This is a genomic window from Ruegeria sp. E5 (assembly GCF_056534105.1).
This window is the reverse complement of sequence record NZ_JBQFPA010000001.1, coordinates 220,885-245,184: the sequence shown is the minus strand read 5'-3', so window position 1 is coordinate 245,184 and position 24,300 is coordinate 220,885. Positions and strand designations below refer to the sequence as shown.

The 24,300-nt window shown below is 56.9% G+C and carries 21 protein-coding genes; 14 read left to right on the top strand and 7 right to left on the bottom strand.

Annotation, left to right across the window (positions count from 1 at the left end):
• Positions 1-47 precede the first annotated feature (47 nt).
• The 5 genes from ACR0BI_RS01220 to ACR0BI_RS01200 all read left to right on the top strand — a co-directional run bounded on the left by ACR0BI_RS01220 (position 48) and on the right by ACR0BI_RS01200 (position 7,501).
• On the top strand, positions 48-2,465 hold the full coding sequence (locus ACR0BI_RS01220) for a GcvT family protein (protein WP_170817672.1): 2,418 nt from the start codon (positions 48-50) through the stop codon (positions 2,463-2,465).
• A gap of 31 nt (positions 2,466-2,496) precedes the next feature.
• The gene (locus ACR0BI_RS01215; protein WP_170405269.1) at positions 2,497-3,111 is read left to right on the top strand and encodes a nucleotidyltransferase family protein; all 615 of its coding nucleotides are present in this window, start codon (positions 2,497-2,499) and stop codon (positions 3,109-3,111) included.
• 746 nt (positions 3,112-3,857) lie between these two features.
• A complete protein-coding gene (locus ACR0BI_RS01210) occupies positions 3,858-5,294 on the top strand; it encodes a Do family serine endopeptidase (protein ID WP_480561658.1) in 1,437 nt (478 codons plus the stop codon).
• A 163-nt stretch (positions 5,295-5,457) separates the two neighbouring features.
• Positions 5,458-6,138 (top strand): response regulator transcription factor, encoded by a 681-nt coding sequence (locus ACR0BI_RS01205; protein ID WP_170393316.1) that lies wholly within the window; start codon positions 5,458-5,460, stop codon positions 6,136-6,138.
• Positions 6,131-7,501, top strand: a complete 1,371-nt coding sequence (locus ACR0BI_RS01200) for a sensor histidine kinase (protein ID WP_480569368.1) — start codon at positions 6,131-6,133, stop codon at positions 7,499-7,501. Before ACR0BI_RS01205 ends, ACR0BI_RS01200 begins: the two co-directional genes overlap by 8 nt.
• A gap of 35 nt (positions 7,502-7,536) precedes the next feature.
• Here the strand turns inward: ACR0BI_RS01200 and ACR0BI_RS01195 are convergent, their stop codons facing one another.
• Positions 7,537-8,760 carry a cytochrome P450 gene (locus ACR0BI_RS01195; protein WP_480561662.1) on the bottom strand — a complete coding sequence of 408 codons (1,224 nt, stop codon included), beginning with the start codon at positions 8,758-8,760 and terminating at the stop codon, positions 7,537-7,539.
• A gap of 92 nt (positions 8,761-8,852) precedes the next feature.
• Between ACR0BI_RS01195 and ACR0BI_RS01190 the strand changes: the two genes are divergently transcribed.
• The gene (locus tag ACR0BI_RS01190) at positions 8,853-9,200 is read left to right on the top strand and encodes a TfoX/Sxy family protein (RefSeq protein WP_170563089.1); all 348 of its coding nucleotides are present in this window, start codon (positions 8,853-8,855) and stop codon (positions 9,198-9,200) included.
• Here the strand turns inward: ACR0BI_RS01190 and rpiB are convergent.
• The 3 genes from rpiB to ACR0BI_RS01175 all read right to left on the bottom strand — a co-directional run bounded on the left by rpiB (position 9,197) and on the right by ACR0BI_RS01175 (position 11,494).
• On the bottom strand, positions 9,197-9,646 hold the full coding sequence (gene rpiB / locus ACR0BI_RS01185) for a ribose 5-phosphate isomerase B (RefSeq protein WP_170563093.1): 450 nt from the start codon (positions 9,644-9,646) through the stop codon (positions 9,197-9,199). The genes ACR0BI_RS01190 and rpiB overlap by 4 nt on opposite strands.
• 118 nt (positions 9,647-9,764) lie before the next feature.
• The gene (gene ndk, locus ACR0BI_RS01180; RefSeq protein ID WP_008757405.1) at positions 9,765-10,187 is read right to left on the bottom strand and encodes a nucleoside-diphosphate kinase; all 423 of its coding nucleotides are present in this window, start codon (positions 10,185-10,187) and stop codon (positions 9,765-9,767) included.
• A gap of 104 nt (positions 10,188-10,291) precedes the next feature.
• Complete coding sequence (locus ACR0BI_RS01175; protein ID WP_480561664.1) at positions 10,292-11,494, bottom strand: multidrug effflux MFS transporter; 1,203 nt, start codon at positions 11,492-11,494, stop codon at positions 10,292-10,294.
• A gap of 105 nt (positions 11,495-11,599) precedes the next feature.
• On the opposite strand from ACR0BI_RS01175, the gene ACR0BI_RS01170 reads away from it, so the two are divergent.
• The 7 genes from ACR0BI_RS01170 (at position 11,600) to ACR0BI_RS01140 (ending at position 18,524) form a co-directional block, all read left to right on the top strand.
• A complete protein-coding gene (locus ACR0BI_RS01170) occupies positions 11,600-13,453 on the top strand; it encodes an ABC-F family ATP-binding cassette domain-containing protein (RefSeq protein WP_480561665.1) in 1,854 nt (617 codons plus the stop codon).
• Positions 13,450-14,070, top strand: coding sequence for a MarC family protein (locus ACR0BI_RS01165; RefSeq protein WP_170393323.1), 621 nt, complete (start codon positions 13,450-13,452; stop codon positions 14,068-14,070). Before ACR0BI_RS01170 ends, ACR0BI_RS01165 begins: the two co-directional genes overlap by 4 nt.
• 41 nt (positions 14,071-14,111) lie before the next feature.
• The gene (locus ACR0BI_RS01160) at positions 14,112-14,693 is read left to right on the top strand and encodes a retropepsin-like aspartic protease family protein (RefSeq protein WP_480561666.1); all 582 of its coding nucleotides are present in this window, start codon (positions 14,112-14,114) and stop codon (positions 14,691-14,693) included.
• A gap of 49 nt (positions 14,694-14,742) precedes the next feature.
• Positions 14,743-15,369 carry an ImuA family protein gene (locus tag ACR0BI_RS01155; protein WP_223118162.1) on the top strand — a complete coding sequence of 209 codons (627 nt, stop codon included), beginning with the start codon at positions 14,743-14,745 and terminating at the stop codon, positions 15,367-15,369.
• A gap of 43 nt (positions 15,370-15,412) precedes the next feature.
• On the top strand, positions 15,413-16,627 hold the full coding sequence (locus tag ACR0BI_RS01150) for an MFS transporter (protein WP_480561667.1): 1,215 nt from the start codon (positions 15,413-15,415) through the stop codon (positions 16,625-16,627).
• 47 nt (positions 16,628-16,674) lie between these two features.
• Positions 16,675-17,220 (top strand): YceI family protein, encoded by a 546-nt coding sequence (locus ACR0BI_RS01145; RefSeq protein WP_480590666.1) that lies wholly within the window; start codon positions 16,675-16,677, stop codon positions 17,218-17,220.
• Between the two features lie 80 nt (positions 17,221-17,300).
• The gene (locus ACR0BI_RS01140) at positions 17,301-18,524 is read left to right on the top strand and encodes an MFS transporter (RefSeq protein WP_170393328.1); all 1,224 of its coding nucleotides are present in this window, start codon (positions 17,301-17,303) and stop codon (positions 18,522-18,524) included.
• Positions 18,525-18,554: 30 nt separating this feature from the next.
• On the opposite strand, the gene ACR0BI_RS01135 is transcribed toward ACR0BI_RS01140, so the two are convergent.
• From ACR0BI_RS01135 to ACR0BI_RS01125, 3 genes are all read right to left on the bottom strand, one after another.
• A complete protein-coding gene (locus tag ACR0BI_RS01135) occupies positions 18,555-20,228 on the bottom strand; it encodes a flotillin family protein (RefSeq protein WP_480561668.1) in 1,674 nt (557 codons plus the stop codon).
• Between the two features lie 35 nt (positions 20,229-20,263).
• Complete coding sequence (locus tag ACR0BI_RS01130) at positions 20,264-20,980, bottom strand: OB-fold-containig protein (protein ID WP_170510375.1); 717 nt, start codon at positions 20,978-20,980, stop codon at positions 20,264-20,266.
• Positions 20,981-21,186: 206 nt separating this feature from the next.
• Positions 21,187-22,113 (bottom strand): hypothetical protein, encoded by a 927-nt coding sequence (locus ACR0BI_RS01125; protein ID WP_480561669.1) that lies wholly within the window; start codon positions 22,111-22,113, stop codon positions 21,187-21,189.
• A gap of 210 nt (positions 22,114-22,323) precedes the next feature.
• Between ACR0BI_RS01125 and metG the strand changes: the two genes are divergently transcribed.
• A complete protein-coding gene (gene metG, locus ACR0BI_RS01120) occupies positions 22,324-24,042 on the top strand; it encodes a methionine--tRNA ligase (RefSeq protein ID WP_480561670.1) in 1,719 nt (572 codons plus the stop codon).
• Positions 24,043-24,300 lie beyond the last annotated feature (258 nt).

The window sequence follows — 24,300 nt, the reverse complement described above, 5'->3', positions numbered from 1 at the left end:
CGCCAGAGCCCTCGGCAGGCTCGGCCAAAAGCCGAGGGAGAAACATCGTGAAAACCACCACCCGTGTCGCAGTTATCGGAGGCGGCGTTGTCGGATGCTCGGTCCTCTATCACCTGACCAAGCTCGGTTGGTCGGATGTGATGCTGCTGGAACGGTCTGAGCTAACCAGCGGTTCGACCTGGCATGCGGCGGGCGGGTTTCACACCCTGAACGGTGACACAAACATGGCCGCCCTGCAGGGCTATACCATCCGGCTGTACAAAGAGCTGGAAGAGATCACGGGCATGTCGTGTGGACTGCACCACGTCGGCGGCGTCACGCTGGCCGACAATCAAGACCGGTTCGACATGTTGCTCGCCGAACGCGCCAAGCACCGATTCATGGGTCTTGAGACCGAGATCGTCGGGCCTGAGGAGATCAAAAAAATTGCTCCGATCACCAACACCGATGGCATCCTTGGTGCGCTGTATGATCCGCTGGACGGGCATCTTGATCCGTCGGGTACAACACACGCATACGCCAAGGCCGCGCGTATGGGCGGGGCTACGATCGAAACACATTGCATGGTGCGCGAGACCAACCAGCGCCCGGACGGAACTTGGGACGTGGTGACCGACAAGGGTACAATTCACGCCGAACATATCGTCAATGCGGGCGGATTGTGGGCGCGCGAGGTCGGTGCGATGGCCGGGATCTATTTCCCGTTGCATCCGATGGAGCATCAATATCTGGTCACCGATAACATACCCGAGATCGAGGCCATCATCGACGCAGGTGGCGAGCACCCGCATGTGATGGACCCCGCTGGCGAAAGCTATCTGCGGCAGGAAGGGCGTGGACTGTGCATCGGCTTTTACGAACAGCCCTGCAAACCTTGGGCGGTCGACGGCACCCCGTGGGAGTTTGGCCACGAACTGCTGCCCGATGACTTCGACAAAATCACCGATAGCATCGAATTCGCCTACAAACGCTTCCCTGTTCTCGCTGAGGCGGGTGTCAAATCCGTCATCCATGGGCCGTTTACCTTTGCCCCGGATGGCAACCCTCTGGTCGGTCCGGTGCCTGGCGTGCGGAACTACTGGTCAGCCTGCGGTGTCATGGCCGGTTTCAGCCAAGGCGGTGGTGTTGGCTTGACCCTTGCTCAATGGATGATCGAAGGCGAACCCGAACGCGATGTGTTTGCCATGGATGTGGCGCGGTTTGGCGATTGGATCAGCCCGGGCTACACGCGCCCCAAGGTGATCGAGAACTATCAGAAGCGGTTCAGCGTCGCTTATCCGAACGAGGAACTGCCTGCAGCGCGTCCCAACCGAACCACACCAATGTACGACATCTTCAGCGATCTCGGTGCCGTTTGGGGGCAGCAATACGGGCTGGAAGTACCAAACTACTTTGCCCAAGGCGATGAACCGGATTTCGAGACACCCTCGTTCCGCCGTTCCAACGCCTTTGAGGCCACCGGCCGCGAAGTTCGTGCCGTGCGTGGAGGTGTTGGGATCAACGAAGTCCACAATTTCGGAAAATACCGTATTACCGGTGCCGGTGCTCGTGCATGGCTGGATCGCATCATGGCGGGCCGCATACCCAAACCAGGCCGCGTTTCACTGACGCCAATGTTGTCGCATAAAGGTAAGCTGATCGGGGATTTCACCGTCTCCTGCTTGGGCGACGACCTTTTTCACCTGACCGCCTCCTACGGCAGTCAGGCATTTCATATGCGCTGGTTCCTGAAAAACCAGGACCATGGCGTGGGCATCGAGAACATCAGCGACCGGTTGAATGGGTTTCAGATCGCAGGCCCCAAGGCCACCGAGGTTTTAGCGGCCTGCACCCGCGATGAAGTCACCTCATTCAGGTTTCTAAATGTGCGCGCGATGACAATTGGCATGACCGACTGCATAGTTCAGCGTGTCAGCTATACCGGCGATCTGGGTTATGAGATTTATTGCGACCCAATGGCCCAACGGCAACTCTGGTGGAGTTTGTGGCAAGCGGGTCAAGCTCATGACATGACCCCATTTGGCATGCGCGCAATGATGAGTCTGCGTCTGGACAAGTTCTTTGGCTCGTGGATGCGAGAATTTTCACCCGACTATACAGCGGCAGAAACCGGGTTGGATCGGTTCATCTCATTCTCCAAGAACAGTGATTTCATAGGCCGAGCAGCGGCCGAGGCCGAGCGCGCATCTGGCGCTGATCGCTGCTTGGTGGCTTTTGAGGTCGACGCGGCAGATGCAGATGTAAACGCGTACGAACCGATCTGGTTAGACGGCGTTGTTGTCGGCTTCTGTACATCTGGTGGGTATTCGCACTTTGCGGGCAAGTCGATTGCCATGGGGTTCCTCCCGACTGAACAGGCCACCGAGGGACGTGCGGTTGAAATTGAAATTCTAGGTCAGATGCGCAAAGCGCGTGTCATCACGACCCCACTTTTCGATCCCGATGGCGCAAGAATGCGGGGATGACTTATTAATCCACCGACGGCATGCTTGCGAAATGACCCAGATTCCCATCATCCTGCTCGCTGCCGGGCAATCCAGCCGCATGGGTGGTGCTGATAAGTTAATGCAACCGATTGAAGGCGTGCCGCTTCTGCGCCGAGTGGCTCAGCGGGCGCTTGCCGCAGGTCACGTTATCATCGCCCTGCCTCCGGCCCCACATCCCCGATATACGGTGCTGGAGGGCCTCGATGTTCAACTGGTCGAAATCCCAAATGCGCAAGAAGGCATGAATGCCAGTTTGAGAGGCGCAATGGCCTCCATTCCAGCAAATGCACCTGCGGTCATGATCCTGTTATCGGACCTTCCGGACCTCACAACCCAAGACCTGAACAGCGTTCTCCGATCAGTCAAAACCCACCCTGACAATCTGATATGGCGTGGGGCTACTGACGAAGGCGCTCCCGGCCATCCTGTCGTCTTTGATCGTTCTCTATTTTCAGAGCTTTCGGAACTGAACGGTGACAGCGGCGCGCAGATTGTCGTGCAACGCTACAAGGGCAAGGTTCATCTGCATCGCCTGCCCGCCCAGAATGCGCTGCTTGATTTGGATACACCCGCCGATTGGACCCGTTGGAATGCGGGCCGACCGCAAAAGCAGCCCCTCAAATAAACGCGACCCGGTCAATAATGACCGGGTCGCATGCCCAAAAACAGGACTACCACTTTCACCAATCTCTAAAGCGCGGTCAGATCGCCAATCAGGCTTCCCGACGTTGTGCTGCTGAACCTAAACAAGACCCCCTCGTTAACATGCCGCTCAGCGCTATGGAGATTGAGATGCGCCTTTGACACCCCCTAGTGCCTAAGGCCCCCCTCACTTGGGCAACTCCAATGTCGCTGATCCGATGCGTTCAAACAATGTAAAATTGGATGAAATGGTAAATTTCAGCGCAGGCGCACTGGCTTTTGAGCAACAATGCAACACTCTGCATTCTACCAATGGTTGCATCGTCTTATATTTTTTCCAGAAGTTTGCGTCAGTTGCGCACTTTGAATACGGCTAACTTACCTATTTCAAAGGCATCGACGGGCGTGTTCGAAATTTGAACACTCCATCTCACGCAACTTTTAGGAGAAGTATTTTTGAGACCGCAAAAGCGTCGTTTCTTTGTTAACAAAAATGAATCAATTCAATGCTTTTTCGAAATTATTGACTTTATCGGCAACAATCCACCGATTCGCCACATAGCACCCAAGCTGATTCTTGCTACCCGAGCACGTTGAACGGAGTCATTAAAGCGGCGAAACGTGGCGAAATTAAGGTTTCTTAATATTTCTCTCAGGATATCCCAAGGTTGCCAGTGCATCTCCTGTCTCAATGCGCGGGATCAACCGCCGAAATAGACAGGAGTCAAAATGAGCATCCGTAAATCCTCACTGCTTATTCCACGCACATCCAGCTGGATGGGAGCTACCGCACTGGGCGCGGCCATGATGGCCACCACCGCCCTGCCCGCAATGGCAGACGAGGCTCTGGCCGATCTGGTCGAAACCGTCTCGCCTTCGGTGGTCACGATCACCGCCAAGCAAGATGCCAAACCACGCCCCACACAAGGTCAGGAGTTCGACCTCGAAAACCATCCCTTTGGCGAGTTCTTTAAGCGGTTCGGCGGTCCTGAAGGATTTGACATGCCGCAGCGAGGCCCCAGCCAGGGTTTGGGATCAGGCTTTGTGCTGGATAAGGCAGGATACATCGTCACCAACCACCACGTTGTCGACAACGCCAGCGAAGTGACCGTACGTCTGAGCGATAACCGCACATTCGAAGCTGAAATCGTTGGTACAGATCCGCTTACGGACATCGCCGTGCTTAAAATCGACGCAGGAGAAGACCTGCAAGCCGTTCAAATGGGTGACAGCGATGTCATTCGCGTGGGCGAGGACGTCGTCGCCATCGGCAACCCGTTTGGCCTGAATGCAACTGTTACGACCGGTATTGTTTCCGCGAAGGGGCGCAATATTTCGGAAGGCCCCTACGCCGAATTTATTCAGACCGATGCTGCAATCAACAAAGGCAACTCGGGAGGTCCGCTATTCAACATGGATGGTGAGGTGATCGGTGTGAACTCGGCGATCTATTCGCCCAGCGGCGGCTCAGTCGGGCTCGGCTTTGCGGTGACTTCGAATATTGTAGATCACATCACGGCTGATCTGCGCGATGACGGCGAGGTCAGCCGCGGTTGGTTGGGAGTGTCGATCCAGAATGTCAGCCCCGAACTGGCTGCTGCGATGGGTATCGATACGGCAACAGGTGCACTGGTATCGGATGTTGTACCTGACAGCCCGGCCGATGGCGTACTGCAGCAAGGTGACGTGATCCTGACCTTCAACGACGAAGCCGTTGATTCCAGTAGCGATCTTCCGATCCTGGTTGGCACGACCAAGGTAGGTACTGATAGCACGCTGACTGTTCTTCGAAATGGCAAAGAAGAACAGATCGAACTGACAATCGGTCAGCATCAGTCAGCCTCGGCGGCTAACGATAGCGTGGTTGAAGACAAGTTCGAAGGTACGTCGCTGGGCGTAACCGTGGCACCGCTGACCGAAACCGCCCGCGCCGAGATTGGCGTGGCCGAGAACGTCGATGGTGTTGTTGTCACCGATCTGGAGCCCGAAAGCCCTGCGGCCAAGGCCGGATTGCAGCGTGGTGATGTGATCGTTCGACTGGGCAATCTGGATACAGTTACGCCAGACGCTTTGAAAGAAGCGCTGGAGAACGAAAAGACGGATCCAGCTCTGGTTTTGATCAATCGCGGTGGCAACCAGATCTTCGTCGCGGTCGAAATCGCCTAACCCTACACCTAAGCGCGCCACATGATGGGGAAATCTGGAGCGCTTATTCTGGCAGGCACGGATTGTCCACGTGCCGCCGGAACAGCCGGGTGCACCTTTGCACCCGGCATGTTTTTTTCAAAGAGTATGTGTGTTTAAATCCCATTGGGAAGGAGCCCTGACCATGAGCAGACGCTTGTTGATCGTTGAAGATGACCAAGACACACGGGACTTCATTGCCAAGGGATTTGGTGAAGAAGGCTATGTTGTCGAAGTCGCATCAGATGGCCGCGAAGGCCTGTACCACGCAACTGACGGCGGATTTGATGCGGTCGTACTGGACCGAATGCTTCCCGGGCTGGACGGGTTATCACTGATTAAGTCAATGCGTGCGGCTGGGTTGAAAACACCTGTTCTGATGTTAACCGCCATGAGTGCAGTGGACGAGCGAGTCAAAGGCCTCCGCGCGGGCGCAGACGATTATCTGGTCAAACCATTTTCATTCCAGGAACTTCATGCCCGGATCGAAGCCCTGTTGCGTCGACCGCAAGAAGCCGAAGAAACGCCGACCCTTGCCTGCCGCGATCTCGAAATGGATCTGTTGACCCGCAAGGTCACACGCAACGGTCGTGAAATCACCCTGACCCCGCGCGAATTTCAAATTCTGGAGTTCTTTCTGCGCCGAAAAAACCGCGTCGTCTCGCGCACGATGTTGCTTGAAGGTGTGTGGGATTACCACTTTGACCCGAACACCAACGTGGTCGACGTCCATATTTCGAAACTGCGCCGCCAGCTTGATGAAGACGGAGCTGACCCGGTGATTGAAACAGTCCGAGGCGCCGGATACATGGTTTCGGATGGATAACCTGCGCCTGTCGCTGAAAAACTCTCGTACTCGGTTGGTTCTGGCCAGCATGGTGCTTAGCACTTTGCTGACGGCGACCGTTCTGACGATGGTGTATTTTACGGCCAATCGCACGATTTCAGGCGAGACGCGTTCGGTCGTTCAGGCCGAGCTTACGGGCCTCGCAGATGAATATGAACGGCGTGGCATGATCGGGTTGATCTCTGCCATCGACCGCCGTTTGCCGACAGCGGCTGAGCGGGATGCCTTGTACCTGCTGACAGGTCGGCAAGGCACGAAACTGGCGGGCAACCTGACGCATTGGCCGGAAGGGATAACTCCGGGCAGCGGCTGGGTCGATCTTCAGCTTCGCAAAGAAGATACGGATCAATATGTCCCGATCTCTGCCGCTTCGGTCCGGCTGCCGGGTGGTGAGAGGCTGCTTGTCGGGCGTGATTCATTGGCCAGACAGCAATTCGACCGGGTTCTGTTCCGGTCTGTTGCACTGGCACTTGCCACTGCATTGGCGCTGAGTTTGTTGACCGGCTGGCTGCTGACCCGGCTGGTGTTTTCACGACTGAAAGACATCGCCAATACAGCCGACAATATCGTTTCCGGCGATTTAGCTCTGCGCATGCCTCTACGTGGCACGGGCGATGAATTCGATCAGGTCGCGGGCACGTTGAACAACATGCTGGATCGTATTGAAGAACTGATCAGCAACCTGCGCACAACCTCCAATTCGATTGCTCATGACCTGCGCTCTCCCCTGTCGCGACTGCGGCAACGGGTCGAATCCCTGGCTGAGCCCGGCAAAAGCGATCAAGATCGCGAGATCGACATGGCGCGCGCGACCGGCGAGATTGATCACCTGCTGCGCGTTCTCAGCCAACTGACCGAGATTTCGCGCGCCGAGGCCGGTCTGGGCCGCGAACAATTTGAACCGGTAAAGCTTTTGCAACTGGTCGGTGACGTGGTTGAGTTATACGAACCTGTCGCGTCTGATCAGAACATCCGACTTGAGGTCGTTGGAAACGCGGACCCAATCCAAGGCCATCGCCCTCTGCTGTCTCAAGCACTGTCGAACCTTCTTGAAAACGCCATGCGCTACGCCCCGCCCGGCACAGCGATCACCATCGAAATTCGAGACGACGGCGACTATGCGTTACTCAGCGTTCGCGACCGGGGCCCTGGCGTACCAGAAAGCGATCTGCCCCGATTGCAGATGCCGTTTGTCACGCTTGATCCCGCAAGGACCGGGCGGAATGCCGGCCTTGGACTGGCGCTTGTGGCGGCAATTTCACATATGCACGGCGGCACATTTCTGGCGCGCAATCGTAAACCAGGGCTTGAGACAACCCTGAAGTTGTCACGCAATTCGTAATTGCATGAAAAACATCTACTAGAGCGTTGATCTAATTACATAAATGCAGGCAACGACGCGTATCCGTTAAACCGAATGCGACCACCCTGCACCCGTTTTCCTTGAATCTGGTAATCGGGAAATCGCTTCAGCAATCGATCCAGTGCAACACGACCTTCAAGGCGCGCCAAAGTCAGGCCAACGCAGACATGCGGCCCGCCCGCGAAGGCCAGGTGCCTGTTCGGCTTGCGTGTGATGTCAAATCGGGTCGGGTCGGCGAACACCTCGGGATCACGGTTCGCTGCCCCGATACAGAGATGCAGGTTCGTTCCTTTGGCGATCTGATGTCCTCGGATTTCAACGTCCTCCGTGGTTTCCCGGTTGCCAAATTGGTTGGGTGACCGAAAGCGCAAGACCTCTTCAACCGCCGGGGCAATCAATTCGCTATCTTCCAGTAGTCTTTGGCGTTGTTCTGGATAGTCATGAAGCAGCGCCAGCCCATTGCCGATCAGATTGGTGGTCGTTTCGTGACCCGCATTCAGGATAAAGATACAGTTTTGCAGAAGCTCAATCTCGCTCAGCATCTCGTCCGCGCCTTCGCCTCGGATCAGACGTGTCAGAACATCTGTTTCCGGATCTCCCGGATTTGCGCGACGACGGGCAACAAGATCCTGAAGATAGGTTTTGAATTCGCGAACAGCAGTGTGGCCCTTTTCCAGCTGAGCTTCTGTCAAAGCGGGTTCCAAAGCACCAAGGATGGCCAACGACCAATCGCGCAGAGGCGCGCGTTCGTTCATCGGTACATCCAGCAGATTGCCGATGATCTGGATCGGAATGGTCGAAGCAAAATCCGCGATCAGGTCAACCTGCCCCCTGCCCGCCATATCATCCAGCAGCGTATCAACGGTTTCGATCAGACCCGGCTCCATCCGCGCGATTGCCCGGGGCGTCAGGGCTGAGGTCATGATCTTGCGCACACGCGTGTGCAAAGGCGGGTCGGAGAACACCAATGAAGTTGTATGATGTTCGAATAACGGCGAGCCAACACCGAATTTAGGGCCAAACGCCGCCTCCTTATCCGAGGAATAAAGCGTCGTGTTGCGATAAATGGCATCCAGATCCGCATGGCGTGACAACAACACGGAACCGTCCGGCTGTCGCAATACTGGCGCATGCTCAAGCAGTGCATCGTAAAAGGGGAACGGGTCGTCGACAAACCCCTCGGGCGGGTTCATCAGGTCCAGATTTTGCGCGACATTCTCTAGGCTTAGATCGTTCATTCTTGACCCCTCCAATGCTTGGGTAGCGGAAAGGGAAGCCGCAAACAACCTTGAGCGGGTGACAGGCCGCTTCGGGCGGGATAAGACAAGGCATGTCTGATCCGATCTCCTCCATCCGCAATCTTGGCCCGGCATTCGAACAAGCCTGCGCACGAGCGGGCATTATGACAGCTCAGGAGTTGCGCGCGTTGGGAGCAGACGAGGCTTATTCGCGCCTATTGCAGGCCGGAACGCGCCCTCATTTCATCGGCTATTATGTATTGGTCATGGGCTTGCAAGGTCGCCCCTGGAATGACTGCAAGGGCGAGGAAAAGAAGGCCTTGCGCGAACGGTTCGATGCGATCAAGGCCGGAGTCAGCATAGCACCAAAGCATCAGATGATTGCCGATCTTGATGCTTTGGGCGTGCGTATATCGGCCAAGGATTTGGCGGCAGACTAGGCTTCGAGCGCCCCGATCATATCGACCCGCATTGCGTGGCGACCACCTTCAAATTCGGATGTCAGGAAAGCAGCCGTGATTTCCAGTGCTTGCTTTTCATCGAGAATCCGCGCCCCCAGCGAGAGCATGTTTGCGTCATTGTGCTGCCGGATCATCTGGGCCGAAAAGACATCACTGCAAACACCACATCTGACGCCGTTGATTTTGTTGGCCGCTATCATGATGCCCTGCCCGGTGCCACACAGGATGATACCAAAGCGACAATCACCCGATGCCACGAGGCGCGCGGCGGCGGCTCCGTGTTCGGGATAATGAGTGCTTTCCGATGTGGTCGGACCGATATCTACGGCCTCCCAACCTTGGGATTCAACGTAAGCAGAGATAGCCTGCCTGAGGTCGATTGCAGCGTGATCACTGGAAAGAACAATGCGTTTGTTTGTGCTCATGACGGCATTTCGCTCCTGTCGACTAAAGCAATGCGGACAAACACTCTTGAGCCCTGCCCTCATAAGAAAGGCCGCACCCGATATGGGGTACGGCCTAAAGCTGTGATCTGACGGCCGATTAACCGACCAGTTCGATGCCCGAGAAGAAGTAGGCGATCTCAACCGCGGCAGTTTCCGGAGCGTCCGAACCGTGGACCGAGTTTTCACCGACCGATTCAGCGAACTCGGCGCGGATGGTGCCAGGTGCTGCGTCTGCAGGGTTGGTTGCACCCATGACTTCACGGTTCTTGGCAATGGCACCTTCGCCTTCCAGAACCTGAACAACAACAGGGGCCGACGACATGAATTCGCACAGTTCGTCATAGAACGGACGCTCGGCGTGCACGTCATAGAACTTGCCTGCTTGGGCTTTGGTCATGTGGATGCGCTTTTGCGCAACGATGCGCAGGCCAGCTTCTTCGAACTTGGCATTGATCTTGCCAGTCAGGTTGCGGCGGGTTGCATCGGGTTTGATGATCGAGAATGTGCGTTCCAGTGCCATATTGGCCTCTCCTTGACTTAAGGGCGCGATACCCGCGCCGAAATCCATCGCGCGCCGCCTAACATGGTATTTGCCTCATGAAAAGCGTTATGATCGTTTATCACTCAGATCGCATCGGGCAGCGGGTCGGTACGGTCAAGCCTTCGGACGTAGAGCACCGCCAAAAGGCCTGCGAAGCTGCTGCCAAACATCATACCCAGCACCAGATAGGGCCCGTTTTCAGGGCTTACAAATGTCCCGGTTATCAGCGTCAAAACAGCCCCTAACGCCACGATTAACGCGCCCGACAAGCCCGCCGCGCTGCCAGCCAGTTTTGGGCGCACCGACATCACCCCGGCCGAGGCATTTGCATTAGTCAGGCCATTGCCGAACCCGACGCAGATGGCCGATCCAAAAAACACCCAGACCGAGCCCATGTTGCCGATGAACAGCAACAGCCCCCAGAATGGCCCGACAGATGCCACGATCCGACCGATCAGGATCATTGTGGTGAGCTGAGTGTGCTTGGCGATGCGTCCTGTCACAAAGTTGCCGACCATGAACCCGCCAGTAATGATCCCGATGCCAAGGCCCAGCATTGCAGGGCTCAGATCAAACCACGCCGCAGCGACCAGAGGTGCTCCGGTAATAAAGCTGAAAAACCCGCCAATGGAAAACGATGCGCATAAGGCGTAACCCCAGAATCTACGCGCGCGGAACAAGTGCGGGTACTCGCGCATCTGCGCCACAAGGGTGGAAGATCGATTGGTGTTGGTCTCTCCCATGTCGAACCAAAGCAGCAGCAGCACCCCTGCCCCAAGCAGCGAATACAGCACGAACCCGGCTCGCCAACCAAACAGCATGTCCAGTGCGCCGCCCAGCATTGGCCCAAGCATCGGTGCCAGTGCCATGGCCATCGCAACATAGCCGAGTTTGCTGGCGGCCTCGTTTGGGGGATATCGGTCGCGGATTGAGGCACTCGACAACACGGGCCCGGCCACCACTGCGGCCTGAATCATTCGGAACGAGAGGAAAGCCCAGATCGACTCGGCCAAGACGCATCCAATTGATGCAGCAACAAAAACAGCCATTGCGATCAGCAGGACTGGCCTGCGCCCATAGCGATCTGACAACGGCCCAACGATCAACTGCAAGACCCCCGAGACACAGAGATACCCGGCCACGGAAACGTTCATCAGGCCATAATCCACACCAAAATCTTCGCTCATATGCGCCAGCGACGGCAGGAACATGTTCAATGTCAGAACTGACAATGCCGTCGCAAAGATCAGCGTTATCAGGGTCGGAGGAGTTTGAGCCGCACGCATAGCGAAACCAATTGGAGGACGAACCGGAACAGCGCTAACACATCGCTTCTGAATTGAACATGGCGACCTCTGGCGGCGTCTTGGATGCTCTGATAAGAGCGCCTCATGCTACGGATCGAGAACATCACATACGCCGTTGAAGGCCGTCCTCTGTTCGACGGGGCCAGTGCGACCATTCCCGATGGCCACAAGGTCGGCCTTGTCGGGCGCAATGGTACCGGGAAAACGACGCTCTTTCGGTTGATCCGGGGCGAGCTGTCGCTTGAAACAGGCAATATATCCCTGCCAAAACGCGCGCGGATCGGCGGTGTGGCGCAAGAGGTGCCATCCTCGGATGTCTCGCTGATCAACACCGTTCTGGCCGCGGATGTGGAACGCAGCACATTGATGGCCGAAGCAGACAGCGCGACAGATCCGGCCCGCATTGCTGAAATCCAGACACGGCTGGCTGATATTGATGCTTGGTCGGCTGAGGCTCGGGCAGCCTCGATCCTCAAAGGACTGGGCTTTGACGATGAGGATCAGCTGAAACCCTGTTCGGATTTCTCGGGCGGATGGCGCATGAGGGTGGCGCTGGCGGCCGTACTGTTTTCGCAGCCTGACCTGTTGCTGTTGGACGAACCGACCAACTATCTGGACCTTGAAGGTGCGTTGTGGCTTGAAAGCTATCTGGCCAAATACCCTCACACCGTCATCATCATCAGCCACGACCGGGGGTTGTTGAACCGCGCCGTCGGATCAATTCTGCATCTCGAAGATCGCAAACTGACTTATTACGCGGTTCCCTACGACAAGTTTGCCGAACGTCGCGCTGAACGTCTGGCACAAGCAGAGTCGGAAAACGCCAAGGCCAAGGCCCGCATCGCACATCTGCAAAGTTTCGTGGATCGTTTCCGCTATAAGGCGTCAAAGGCCGTTCAGGCCCAGTCTCGTTTGAAGATGATCGAGCGCATCCAACTGGTTTCAACTCCGCAAGAGGCGGCTTTGCGCGCCTTTTCATTCCCCGAGCCAGAAGAACTGTCGCCACCGATCATTCAACTTGAAGGAGGGGTAACCGGTTATGGTGAGACCGAGGTTCTGCGACGACTGAACCTGCGTATTGATCAGGATGATCGCATCGCTCTGCTAGGCAAGAATGGTCAGGGCAAGTCGACCCTTTCGAAACTGCTATCTGACCGCCTACCCCTGATGGCGGGTAAAATGACCCGAAGCTCCAAGCTGCGCATCGGCTATTTCGCGCAGCATCAAGTAGATGAGCTGCATGTTGACGAAACACCATTGGATCACCTGCGCCGCCTACGCCCCAATGAGGCGCCCGGCAAGTGGCGCTCGCGTCTGGCGGGGTTCGGATTGAACGCGGATCAAGCGGAAACGCTGGTCGGTCGCCTGTCGGGCGGACAAAAGGCGCGCTTGTCGCTGCTGATCGCTACCATCGACGCGCCGCATATGCTGATCCTTGACGAACCGACGAACCATCTGGACATCGAAAGCCGCGAAGCGTTGGTCGAGGCACTGACTGCCTATTCCGGCGCGGTCATCTTGGTCAGCCACGACATGCATCTACTGTCGCTTGTCGCTGATCGGCTATGGCTGGTCTCGGATGGCACCGTGAAGCCATTCGATGGCGATCTTGAGGCCTATCGCACTCTTTTGCTGGCCCGCGAGAAACCGGTCAAAGATAAACTACAGGCGCCCAAACCCAAACGTGCGTCACGCGAGACCGTATTGGCCCTGCGTGCGGATCTGCGCAAATGCGAAGACCGGGTCGAGAAACTGACCAATATGCACGACAAGCTTTCTGCCAAGCTGGCGGATCCTGCGCTTTATGAAGATGACCGGATCAACGATCTGGAAACCTGGAACCGCAAATTCGCCGAGGTGGTCGAAGCCATGCAAAAGGCTGAAGCCCTATGGGTCGCCGCCGCAGAACGGTTGGAACAGGCAGAGAGCGCAGCATGATCGACATGGCCTTTTTCATAACGGCTTTCACCACGATGTTTGTGGTGATCGACCCTTTCGGAACCACGCCAATTTTCGTTGCCTTGACGCAGGACATGGATGCGGCCACACGCCGTAAGATTGCCATTCGCAGCTGCCTGACCGCGGTTTTCATCCTGATCGCCTTTGCCGCTTTTGGTGAAGCGGTTCTTGGATTCGTCGGCATCTCGATGGAAGCCTTCCGCGTTGCAGGTGGCGCGCTTTTGTTTCTGACTGCGCTGGACATGCTGTTCGACCGCCGTACCAAACGCCGCGAGGACCGCGCCGAGGAAGAAGATCATTCTGACCCTTCGGTTTTCCCCCTGGCAATACCCCTGATCGCGGGCCCTGGATCGATCGCAACAATCATTCTTTTGGCCGGACAAAACCCGGGCGTCCCTGGGATCGCAGCGGCCTGCGCTGTTATGCTTGCCGTCATGTTGGTTGTATTTGTGTTCTTTCTGGCCGGAGGCATGATCGCCCGTATTCTAGGTAAGACCGGGCTGAACGTGCTGACACGGCTGCTGGGTATGCTGCTGGCTGCACTGTCGGTTCAGTTCATTCTTGATGGCCTCAAAGCCTTTGGTTTCGCCTCGTGAAACACCATATTGGTATGAGACAACTGATTTCGGGTGATTGAATGGACGGCTACGATATTGGGCGCTTGACCTATCTGGTTCTGCTGGGTGCGGCCCTGTTGATGTGGTTTATCACTCAGAACCGTCAGTCTTTGGGCAAAACCATGCAGCAGGTCGCGGCTTGGGTGTTTATCTTTATCGGTGTCATTGCCGTTGTCGGATTGTGGGATGACATCCGTTCAACCGTCAGCCCGACCCCGCAACTGACCGTAACTGATCAGCGGATTGAAGTGCCCCGCTCTTATGATGGACACTACTATTTACCAATGCTGGTGAATGGCACAGCGGTGACCTTTCTGGTCGATACCGGGGCCAGCAATATCGTCATCAGCCCGAAAGATGCCGAACGAATTGGAATCGATACGGATCAATTGAACTATCTCGGCCGCGCCTCGACGGCCAATGGCATTGTGCGTACGGCGCCGGTCCGGCTGGACAGCCTGTCTTTGGGTCCCATCACCGATCGCGGTATCCTGGCCTCGGTCAATGAAGGCGATCTGGGTCAATCCTTGCTAGGGATGGCGTATCTGCACCGCTTTTCGAACATCCAGTTCGCAGATGGGCGTCTAATCCTGTCGCGTTGACCGCATTCCCCAATTGAGAACAAAATGAGAACATGCTAATTTGATCAGCATGTCCACCAATCTTCTTGGCCGCAAGCCCGCGCGCACCCCACCCGGGGTGGCCCTGCACCCACAGATCAGTCTGCAACTGGCCCGTGTACACGAAGCCTGCGGCCCTGCCCGGCGTAGCTTTGCTCTGTGGGTGGCGGGGCAGACTCAAGGGCCAGTGATGTGGATTGCCCCGGCTTGGGAGGTGGCGCAGCTGCATCCCGAGGGCATGCTGCCTTTTGCCGATCCGTCCCGGTTTCTGCTGATCCACCCTGACAAACCTGAAGACCTGTTGTGGTGCATGGAAGAAGCCTTGCGCAGCGGTGCCGCCCCGTTGGTCATTGGCGATTTGCCCGGCCCGCCGGGTCTGACCCCGGTCCGGCGAATGCATCTGGCTGCCGAACAGGGCGGCATATCGGGACAGGCTCCGCTGGGGCTATTGCTGACGCCTGACGATGGTGGCGCACAGGGGATTGAGACGCGCTGGCATATGGTGCCCACCTATCGGCACGAGGCCTGCAGTTGGTGTCTGACCCGCCGCCGCGCCCGCGCCCTGCCCCCGGCCAGTTGGCACGTGACGCGGGCTGCTCCTCATTCCGGACTGCAGTTAAAGCAGATCAAATCCGAAGACGCCCCGATGATCACATAACTTGTGACTGGCCAAAACCGGACTTGCCCCCTAGCGTGCCGGCATGACACACCCGATCCATGACAGCCGATATTCGTGGCTTCGCCTGCTGATCACCCTGGCCATCGCAACCGTGGTCAATGTGGGCATGTGGGCTGTGATCGTCGTCATGCCCGCCATCGAGGCCGAGTTTGGCGCGGACCGAGCCGCAGCGTCGATACCCTATACGCTCGCCATGATCGGCTTTGCCTTCGGCAACATGTGGCTGGGCAAGCTGGTGGACCGACTGGGCGTGACAATGGCGTTGATCGGCGCCGCTGTGCTGAGTGCGGTAAGCTATCTGCTGGCAACCCTTGCGCCGAATATCGCGCTGCTGTCGGTTGCGCATCTTCTGCTGGGGCTCGGTACGTCAATCGGATTTGGACCACTGATCGCCGATATCTCGCATTGGTTCATGCGCAGGCGAGGGATTGCTGTGGCACTGGTGGCCAGTGGCAACTACCTGTCTGGCGCGATATGGCCCACGCTGCTGTCGGGCATTCTGCAGCGCGACGGGTGGCAGCAGGTTTATCTGAGTCTCGCCGTCATCACCCTGGTCGCCGTCATTCCTCTGTCCCTGCTTTTGCGCAGACAGGTCCCCGTCGAGGCGCACGGCACGGCAGCAGCGGCAGCACAGGTCAAAGCACAAAGCGTCGGCTTTTCACCCCGCGCCCTGCAGTACATCCTTGGGCTGGCTGGCATCGGCTGCTGCGTGGCCATGTCGATGCCCCAGGTCCATATTGTCTCCTATTGTGTGGGCTTGGGCTATGGCCCAGCCGTTGGGGCCGAGATGCTGTCTCTGATGCTGTTGGGCGGCGTGGTTAGCCGCATCATCTCGGGGCTTGTCGCGGACCGGTTGGGAGGGCTTTCAACACTGCTGATTGGCTCGGTCCTGCAATGTATCGCTCTGTTCCTGTTTCTCCCTTATGATGGGATGGTTTCGCTTTATGTCGTCAGCATGCTATTCGGGCTGGCCCAGGGTGGTATCGTCCCCAGCTACGCGCTGATTGTACGTGAATATATGCCCCCGCAAGAGGCCGGTGCGCGCGTGGGTTTTGTTATGATGATGACTATCCTCGGCATGGCTCTGGGTGGTTGGATGTCGGGCTGGATCTATGACGTGACTGGCAGTTATCAGCTTGCTTTCATCAATGGCATCCTTTGGAACGGGCTGAACATCGCAATCGTGCTGATGCTCATGAAACGCTCGCGCCCGCGCGGTCGCACGGCGATGGCATGAGGAACCTTACCCGACGCAGCCTGATTGCAAGCCTTTGCGCGTTACCAATGGCACGGGCAGCGATGGCCGCCCTCACCCCATATGCGCTGGCAGCATCGCGCAGTTCCGTTGGCTTCACCTATGATTTGTCCGGCGCGCTTCAGACGGGCACGATGCCAGTACAGTCGGCCCAAATTCTGATTGATACCAATCGCTTGCAAAACAGCCGGGTCGATGTCGTGCTGGACGTGGCCCGGGCGCGGACGAACCTACCATTTGCCCGAGGTCCGATGTTGGGAAAAAGTGTGTTGAACGCTGCCCAATACCCCACCATCCGTTTCATCACGACCAAGATTCAGTTGGGACCCACTGGCCGTATCTCGGAAGGTGCAACCGTGACCGGCGATCTGACAGTGCGCGGTATCACGCGCCCGGTGACTTTGAGCGCCAACCTGTATCGAAGACCGGGAAGCGCGGTGGATGATTTGGACACCCTGTCCATCCGGCTAGAGGGGGCGATCAATCGAAATGAGTTTGGCGCGTCTGGATATCCTGATCTTGTACAACCCACGATCGGCCTGGACATCCACGCCGAAATCATCCGGCAGGATTAACCACAAAAAGGCAAAAAACGACGTCAGGGCGTCGATTAGGCGCGCGCATTTCGTGGCGACAAGGTCAAGTTGCACCTATCATGCGTACGATCATTTCATTTGCCGCCCTCTTTCTTTCGGTCATTCTGCTGCAGCTCTCAACGGGCGGTGTCGGTCCGCTGGATGCAATCTCGGGGCTGACGCTTGATTTTTCGACCGAACAGATCGGTCTGCTGGGGTCATCGCACTTCATTGGGTTCTTTGTTGGTTGCTGGTGGGCTCCGCGGCTTATGGGCAGCGTCGGGCACTCGCGCGCATTTGCGGTCTGCACCGCTTTGGGCGCGATGGGGTTGCTGGGGCATACGCTGACTGAAAACCCTTATGTCTGGGCCGCCCTGCGTATCGCGTCGGGCACCTGTGTCGCCGGTTGTTACACCGTGATCGAGGCTTGGCTGAACGCCAAGGTCACCAACGAAACCCGTGGCCGCGCGATGGGCACCTACCGTATCGCCGATATGGGGGCCTCGCTTTGTGCACAGCTTATCATTGCTGTTCTGCCACCCGCCTCTTACGTTTCATACAACCTGCTTGCGATCCTATGCTGTGCATCGATCTTGCCGCTGGCCCTAACTCGCGCCAGCCAACCCAAGACACCGGACACCCCGCGCCTGCGTCCCAAGCTGGCCTGGCACAGCTCACCACTGGCTGTGGCGGGCGTTATCGTGGCTGCGCTCAGTTCGGCATCATTGCGCATGGTCGGCCCGGTATACGGTCAGGAGGTCGGATTGGGCGTAGATCAGATTGCCTTCTTTCTGGCCTCTTTCGTTCTGGGCGGCGCACTGGCCCAGTACCCCTTGGGTTGGCTCGCAGATAAGTATGATCGACGCTGGGTGCTGATCTGGCTGTCCGTGGCAGCCGTGCTAAGCTGCGGTGTCACGATGTTGGCTAGCGGAACTGGAACGGTCGGCGTTATGCTGGCCGCCGGGTTCTTTGGCCTGACCACATTTCCGATTTTCTCGGTTTCCTCGGCCCATGCGAATGATTTTGCGACGACCGAACAACGCGTTGAATTGGCAGCAGCGTTGATGTTCTGGTATGCATTGGGGGCAATTGCCTCGCCCTACATCTCATCCACGTTGATCCAGCAATTCGGCCCAGGAGCCCTGTTTGCTTTTGTTGCATTGGGTCATGTGTTTCTTATTGTCTTTGGCCTCGCCCGTATGCGTTCGCGCCCGACGCCCGAGAAACGGACGAATTATGTCTATGCACCGCGCACATCCTTTACCATCGGCAGGCTGCTCAAGGGTTCTCGCGAAAAGCAATGAAAAAGGGCCGGGAAATCCCGGCCATTCTGTTTACTGCTGGACCGCTGGCCCGTGGTCCTCGACCGCGTCGACCACCTCATCTGGGTCCACGGTGCTCTCAAGCGCACCGCTCACCACGCCCCCGACGCCGTTCTCCATGGACAAGCCAAGCTCTTCGCCCAGTTTCTTGAGCGCTGGCATCTGCACGGCCATTCCCATGATCGAATCCAACGCCTGATTGACAACCGGCTTTTCACCGCTTGAAACACCACCACCATTGGCAGCTCCGATCCCACCAACCTGATGGATTTTGATCGAGTCGATTTTTTCGGCCGGTTTGACCATTTCCGAGATGATCGAGGGCATGGTTTCAATGCGGGTCAAGTCGACCTTCATCCGGATCTGCTCAGGTGACAGGGCATTGTCGGCCTCTACGATCGCACGCTTACCTTCCGCCTCGGCCAGCATGTCGTTCTTCTTGGCCTCGGCGCGAATGTTCAACGCGTCTGCTTCGGCCTGCGCTTCCTCGCGGCGGGCTTCGGCGCGATCTGCGGCGGCCTCTTTCTCGGCCTGCGCTGACAAACGGATCGCGGTGGCCTGGCGTTCAGCCTCACGGGTGGCTTCAATCAGAACAATCTGCTTCTGGCGCTCGGCCTCGGCCACTTCGCGCGCCGTAGCCACGGCTTCGGTTGCTTTGGTCGCCTCGGCTCGAGCCAGATCGGCGGATGCGCGCGCGCGGCTTTCCTCTTCGGATTTCTGCGCGATGATGATCTGGCGTTCCTGTTCCGCGACTTCGATCTCACGCTCTTTGGCGATCTCGGCATCGCGGATTTTGCGCTCGCGCTCAATCTCGGCCGAACGAATGGCCTCTTCACGGGCAATCCGAGCGCGTTCGGTTTCGCGTACCGAGTCTTCAGTTCGCGCAGCGATCTCCGCCTCTTGCGCCACACGAAGAGTTTCCACCTTCTGCGCCTGCTCGATGCGCGCCTGCTGTTCGTCCTGTTCGATCAGCAACTTCTGACGCTCCGCTTCCATCGCCGCACGACGCACCTCAACCTCGGCCTCGGCGTCGATCTGCGCGCGTTCTTTTTTGGATATGGCGATCACCTCGGCCAGCTTACGCATACCCACGGCGTTAAAGGCGTTGTTCTCGTCCAGCGCTTCAAACGGCGTCTGGTCGAGCGCAGTCAGCGAGACCGATTCCAGCGACAAACCGTTCTTCAGCAAGTCTTCGGACACCGCATTCTGCACTTCCTGCACAAAGTCGGCGCGGTTTTCATGAAGACCATCCATGGTCATCTGAGCGGCCACGGCACGCAGACCGTCGATCAGCTTGCCTTCGATCATCTCACGCAGTTGCTCGACGTCAAAAGTGCGATCACCCAGCGTTTGCGCGGCGCGCGCGATGCCCTCTTCAGTCGCCATCACCGAGACGTAGAATTCGACACCCACGTCGACACGCATCCGGTCTTTGGTGATAAGCGCGGCCTCACCGCTGCGCTGCACCTCAAGGCGCAGAGTCTTCATGTTGACCGGGCTGACTTCGTGCAGCAACGGTACGATGATGACGCCGCCATCCATAATGACCTTTTTGCCACCCGCGCCGGTTTTCACCAGGCTGATCTCGCGCGTGGCGCGTCGATAAAGGCGGCCAAGTACAAGGCCTATGAACAAGAGTACGGCTAAAATAGTCACAACTGTAACGGCCAGGAATGATAGTTCCATGCAATATCCTCCGGATTGGGGTTAAGATTTTTTGGTTAAACTGACATGCGAACCAGAACGAACCGGTCGCGCCGTCGATCACGCAGAACAAGGACTTCTGTTCCCTGCTCCAGCGAATCTTTGTCCTGCAACGGCTCTGCGCGCAGGTAGTGCGTGTTGCCAAAGCGATCCATGACGCGGACTTCGGCTGGACGGCCTCGCGATGCGATACCCTGAGTGATCACGCCACGGCGGCGGGCCAGCATCCGTTCCGACATCGCTTCGGTTTCGGTTTTGGGCAGGAGGCGAGCGAAGACACCACCAAAGCCACGTGCGAACCATAGGCCGAACACTCCGGCCGGAATCGCGGCCAACCATGCAGGTAAGTCAAAGCCCAGCAGATCACGCAGCGCCAGTTGCAGGCCAATGCCACTCAGGCCGAAACCAGCCAGCAGCACAACGAGCCAGATCATGAATGGCATCTTGCCAATGCCCAACCAGCCAAACGGGCCGACGGGCGTAGCCGCAGGCACATCGGTTTCAATTTCGGCCAGTTCCAAGTCACTCAGATCGATGTCGGCGTCGATATCCAGATCAAAGTCGACGACGTCCAGATCGGGCGCGTCGACCATGTCCAGATCAACCTCGCCCTCGCCTGCCAGAAGACTTCCCCCGAAAACCAATGCGATCAGTTCAAGGCCCAGAAGACCGAACAGAAGCGCAAGCGCCAAGGTAAAGGGCACAAATGCGCCCTCTAGTAAAAAGTCAAACATCAGCAGATTGCCCTCGTTATTGTATACTTTTGTATACACTACAAATGGGAAGTCATTGCTACAATTTCAAGAGGTTGTGATTCTGTGTTTCAACCTGAGGTTATTTACATCCAAATGTCAGTTACAATCTGCAACCATGACATTAAGCTCAATTTCTTTCGCCCGTGCGAAACGTATTACCTGTTCACACCTGCTGGAGTAATTCTCTAATCGGTGGGCTTTGGCGGTGGTGCCGGGATCATTTCATCCAGGATTGATCCCGCCTCATATCCCAGCAGGTCAACCCGCATCCGTTCAGGGTCTCCGAACACCCATGCACCAACATGCCTCTGCATTCGAACGTATCCGGCGTATCCAGCCAACGCGTCGTTCCCGTGTGCGTTCTCAGCGAACAGAACCTGCCCGGCAGCAACCTTTTCCGGCATCACGCGCTGTAGGTACAGTAGCACGACATTGACGTCTTTGACGCTGGAGCCGCCGTGATGCACCACATACATCTTGGCCCACTCCTCTTCGCTTATGGCTGCGCGTGCATCGGACACGGCGGTATGAAGTGCGTTCAACTCCGCACGTGCAGATTTCTCCATATTCTCTGCCCAGATGGGCCGCATGTCGTTGATCACCTGCGAAACCGCTTCACGTGTGATCTGATCCTTGTCGAGTGCACCTTGAGCAAATGCCCGGGCTGTTTCGAGCATTTTGCGCTGGCTCGCCAAGTCGCCCTCGGTCATGCCCAGTCCGCCCAATGTCGCAAGAAATACATCTATCTCATTGATGATAATTGCAAACTCCGCCTTCCAGCGCTCATCATCGGTATTTTCATCAGGCCATGGAGTCACCGCCCCGATCAATCCCAACACAACATGCGACGTGGACTTCAGATGCTGATAGGTTGGCGCATCCCTTGGATAGCTCGCCTCTCCGTCTTCGGTCATGACCGTGACATCACGTGCGATAATCATGACGGGCCGGGTTTCAGCCGTCAGCGCATCCTGGCCACGGTGAAAGATCGAGAGCATAGCGTGATCAAAAGCATGCACCGGATCATCTGTGGCGCTCTGATCGGCGATGGCGCTGGCGGTAAATACAATAGCTGCAACGGCGGCACAACAGCCCAACCATAAACTCTGCATAATGAAATTCCCCCTAAGCTGGGTTCTCCTGATCATCATACACCATTGGTACGCACGGGGCGAAATCGCTGACGAACGCGACACAAACTCGCGGGAATGCACGAAGTCGCGTAGTAATACCCGTTAAATTCAAGCGTGTATGAATGCGGGCTTTTTCTTACTGGCCACATAAGGTAGACGGGCGCGCAGACAGAAACGTGGAAGCGCATAATGGCCCGAATTCTCATCACCTCGGCGATCCCTTACATCAACGGGATTAAACATCTCGGCAACCTGATCGGCTCGCAATTGCCTGCCGATCTGTACGCTCGCTATCAGCGCGGCCGGGGCAACGAGGTCATGTTCCTGTGTGCAACCGACGAGCACGGCACCCCGGCCGAGCTGGCCGCCGCCAAAGCGGGCAAACCTGTGGCTGAATATTGCGCTGACATGTACGCAGTACAGGCCGATATCGCCAAGCGCTTTGGCCTGAGCTTTGATCACTTTGGCCGCTCGTCCAGCGATCAGAACCGTAAACTGACCCAACATTTCGCTGGCAAACTGGATGAGGCCGGGCTGATCCGGGAAGTCAGCGAAAAGCAGGTTTATTCCAACGCCGATGGCCGTTTTCTGCCCGACCGCTATATCGAAGGCACTTGCCCCAATTGCGGTTATGAGCGCGCGCGCGGTGATCAGTGCGAAAATTGTACCAAGCAGCTAGACCCGACCGACCTGATCGAGCCCCGCAGCGCGATCAGCGGCTCGACCGATCTTGAGGTGCGTGAGACCAAGCATCTGTATTTGCGTCAATCCGCAATGAAAGATCAGTTGGACGCGTGGATCGACAGCAAGACAGACTGGCCGATCCTGACAACCTCGATCGCCAAGAAATGGTTACATGATGGCGACGGCCTGCAGGATCGCGGCATTACCCGCGATCTGGATTGGGGTGTACCAGTCAAGAAAGGTGATCAAGATTGGCCCGGCATGGAAGGCAAAGTCTTCTATGTCTGGTTCGATGCCCCCATTGAATACATCGCCTGCGCCAAGGAATGGGCCGACGCCAATGGTAAGTCTGATGCCGATTGGGAACGTTGGTGGCGCACCGACAAAGGCGCAGAAGATGTGCGTTACGTTCAGTTCATGGGCAAGGACAATGTGCCCTTCCACACCCTGTCTTTCCCGGCCACCATTCTGGGATCGGGCGAGCCCTGGAAGATGGTCGACCACCTGAAATCATTCAACTACCTGAACTATGACGGTGGCCAATTCTCGACCTCACAGGGCCGTGGCGTGTTCATGGATCAGGCGCTGGACATTCTGCCCGCCGACTACTGGCGCTGGTGGCTGTTGAGCCATGCGCCAGAAAGCAGCGACAGCGAGTTCACATGGGAGAACTTCCAGCAGTCGGTGAACAAAGATCTTGCGGATGTTCTGGGTAACTTTGTCAGCCGGATCACTAAGTTCTGCCGCTCGAAATTCGGTGAAGCAGTGCCCGAAGGTGGTGCGTATGGCGAACGTGAACAGACCCTGATTGCTGAGCTTAATAGCCGAGTACGTGCCTACGAAGGCCACATGGAAGCGATGGAAGTGCGCAAATCCGCGCAAGAGCTGCGAGCGATCTGGGTCGCGGGCAACGAGTATCTGCAGGCTGCCGCACCATGGTCTACCTTTAAGGAAGATCCTGTGCAGGCTGCGGCGCAGGTGCGGCTGGGGCTGAACCTGATCCGCCTCTATGCAGTTCTGAGCGCGCCGTTCATTCCCGATGCGTCTGCAAAAATGCTTAGTGCGATGAACACACTCAATACCAGCTGGCCCGAAGATATCGATGCCGCGCTGTGCGCCCTGCCCGCTGGCCATGAATTTTCGGTTCCCGACGTGCTGTTTGCCAAAATCACGGACGAACAGCGCGAAGACTGGCAGAAGCGGTTTGCGGGAACGCGTGAATAACAACAAAATTCGATTTATGAATGCCGCAGCGGAGCCCTGAAGCCTCTCCGCTGCTGGTTTTTGGCAGAGAAAATTCGCCCGCCCCTATTGTCATCGGGCAGGTAAACGCCTGCGGATGCAGGCTAAGTCTGCAGACTGGAAAGAAATTTCGGGTCGATTCTTGCCAACGCATTACCTCAACACGCTTGAGAAACTGCGTCAAACCCGCCATCCTGCCTATAAAATCAATCGACTCATCCGGGGGTTTCTGTTGCCCGG

Bases quoted from the DNA above. Each gene is read 5' to 3' on its own strand.
- metG (WP_480561670.1), top strand. From the start codon at position 22,324: ATGGCCCGAATTCTCATCACCTCGGCGATCCCTTACATCAACGGGATT.
- ACR0BI_RS01170 (WP_480561665.1), top strand. From the start codon at position 11,600: ATGCTACGGATCGAGAACATCACATACGCCGTTGAAGGCCGTCCTCTG.
- ACR0BI_RS01130 (WP_170510375.1), bottom strand. From the start codon at position 20,980: ATGTTTGACTTTTTACTAGAGGGCGCATTTGTGCCCTTTACCTTGGCG.
- ACR0BI_RS01135 (WP_480561668.1), bottom strand. From the start codon at position 20,228: ATGGAACTATCATTCCTGGCCGTTACAGTTGTGACTATTTTAGCCGTA.
- ACR0BI_RS01190 (WP_170563089.1), top strand. From the start codon at position 8,853: ATGTCTGATCCGATCTCCTCCATCCGCAATCTTGGCCCGGCATTCGAA.
- ndk (WP_008757405.1), bottom strand. From the start codon at position 10,187: ATGGCACTGGAACGCACATTCTCGATCATCAAACCCGATGCAACCCGC.
- ACR0BI_RS01150 (WP_480561667.1), top strand. From the start codon at position 15,413: ATGACACACCCGATCCATGACAGCCGATATTCGTGGCTTCGCCTGCTG.
- ACR0BI_RS01125 (WP_480561669.1), bottom strand. From the start codon at position 22,113: ATGCAGAGTTTATGGTTGGGCTGTTGTGCCGCCGTTGCAGCTATTGTA.
- ACR0BI_RS01155 (WP_223118162.1), top strand. From the start codon at position 14,743: ATGTCCACCAATCTTCTTGGCCGCAAGCCCGCGCGCACCCCACCCGGG.
- ACR0BI_RS01140 (WP_170393328.1), top strand. From the start codon at position 17,301: ATGCGTACGATCATTTCATTTGCCGCCCTCTTTCTTTCGGTCATTCTG.
- ACR0BI_RS01160 (WP_480561666.1), top strand. From the start codon at position 14,112: ATGGACGGCTACGATATTGGGCGCTTGACCTATCTGGTTCTGCTGGGT.
- ACR0BI_RS01145 (WP_480590666.1), top strand. From the start codon at position 16,675: ATGGCACGGGCAGCGATGGCCGCCCTCACCCCATATGCGCTGGCAGCA.
- ACR0BI_RS01165 (WP_170393323.1), top strand. From the start codon at position 13,450: ATGATCGACATGGCCTTTTTCATAACGGCTTTCACCACGATGTTTGTG.
- ACR0BI_RS01200 (WP_480569368.1), top strand. From the start codon at position 6,131: ATGGATAACCTGCGCCTGTCGCTGAAAAACTCTCGTACTCGGTTGGTT.
- ACR0BI_RS01205 (WP_170393316.1), top strand. From the start codon at position 5,458: ATGAGCAGACGCTTGTTGATCGTTGAAGATGACCAAGACACACGGGAC.
- rpiB (WP_170563093.1), bottom strand. From the start codon at position 9,646: ATGAGCACAAACAAACGCATTGTTCTTTCCAGTGATCACGCTGCAATC.
- ACR0BI_RS01215 (WP_170405269.1), top strand. From the start codon at position 2,497: ATGACCCAGATTCCCATCATCCTGCTCGCTGCCGGGCAATCCAGCCGC.
- ACR0BI_RS01195 (WP_480561662.1), bottom strand. From the start codon at position 8,760: ATGAACGATCTAAGCCTAGAGAATGTCGCGCAAAATCTGGACCTGATG.
- ACR0BI_RS01175 (WP_480561664.1), bottom strand. From the start codon at position 11,494: ATGCGTGCGGCTCAAACTCCTCCGACCCTGATAACGCTGATCTTTGCG.
- ACR0BI_RS01210 (WP_480561658.1), top strand. From the start codon at position 3,858: ATGAGCATCCGTAAATCCTCACTGCTTATTCCACGCACATCCAGCTGG.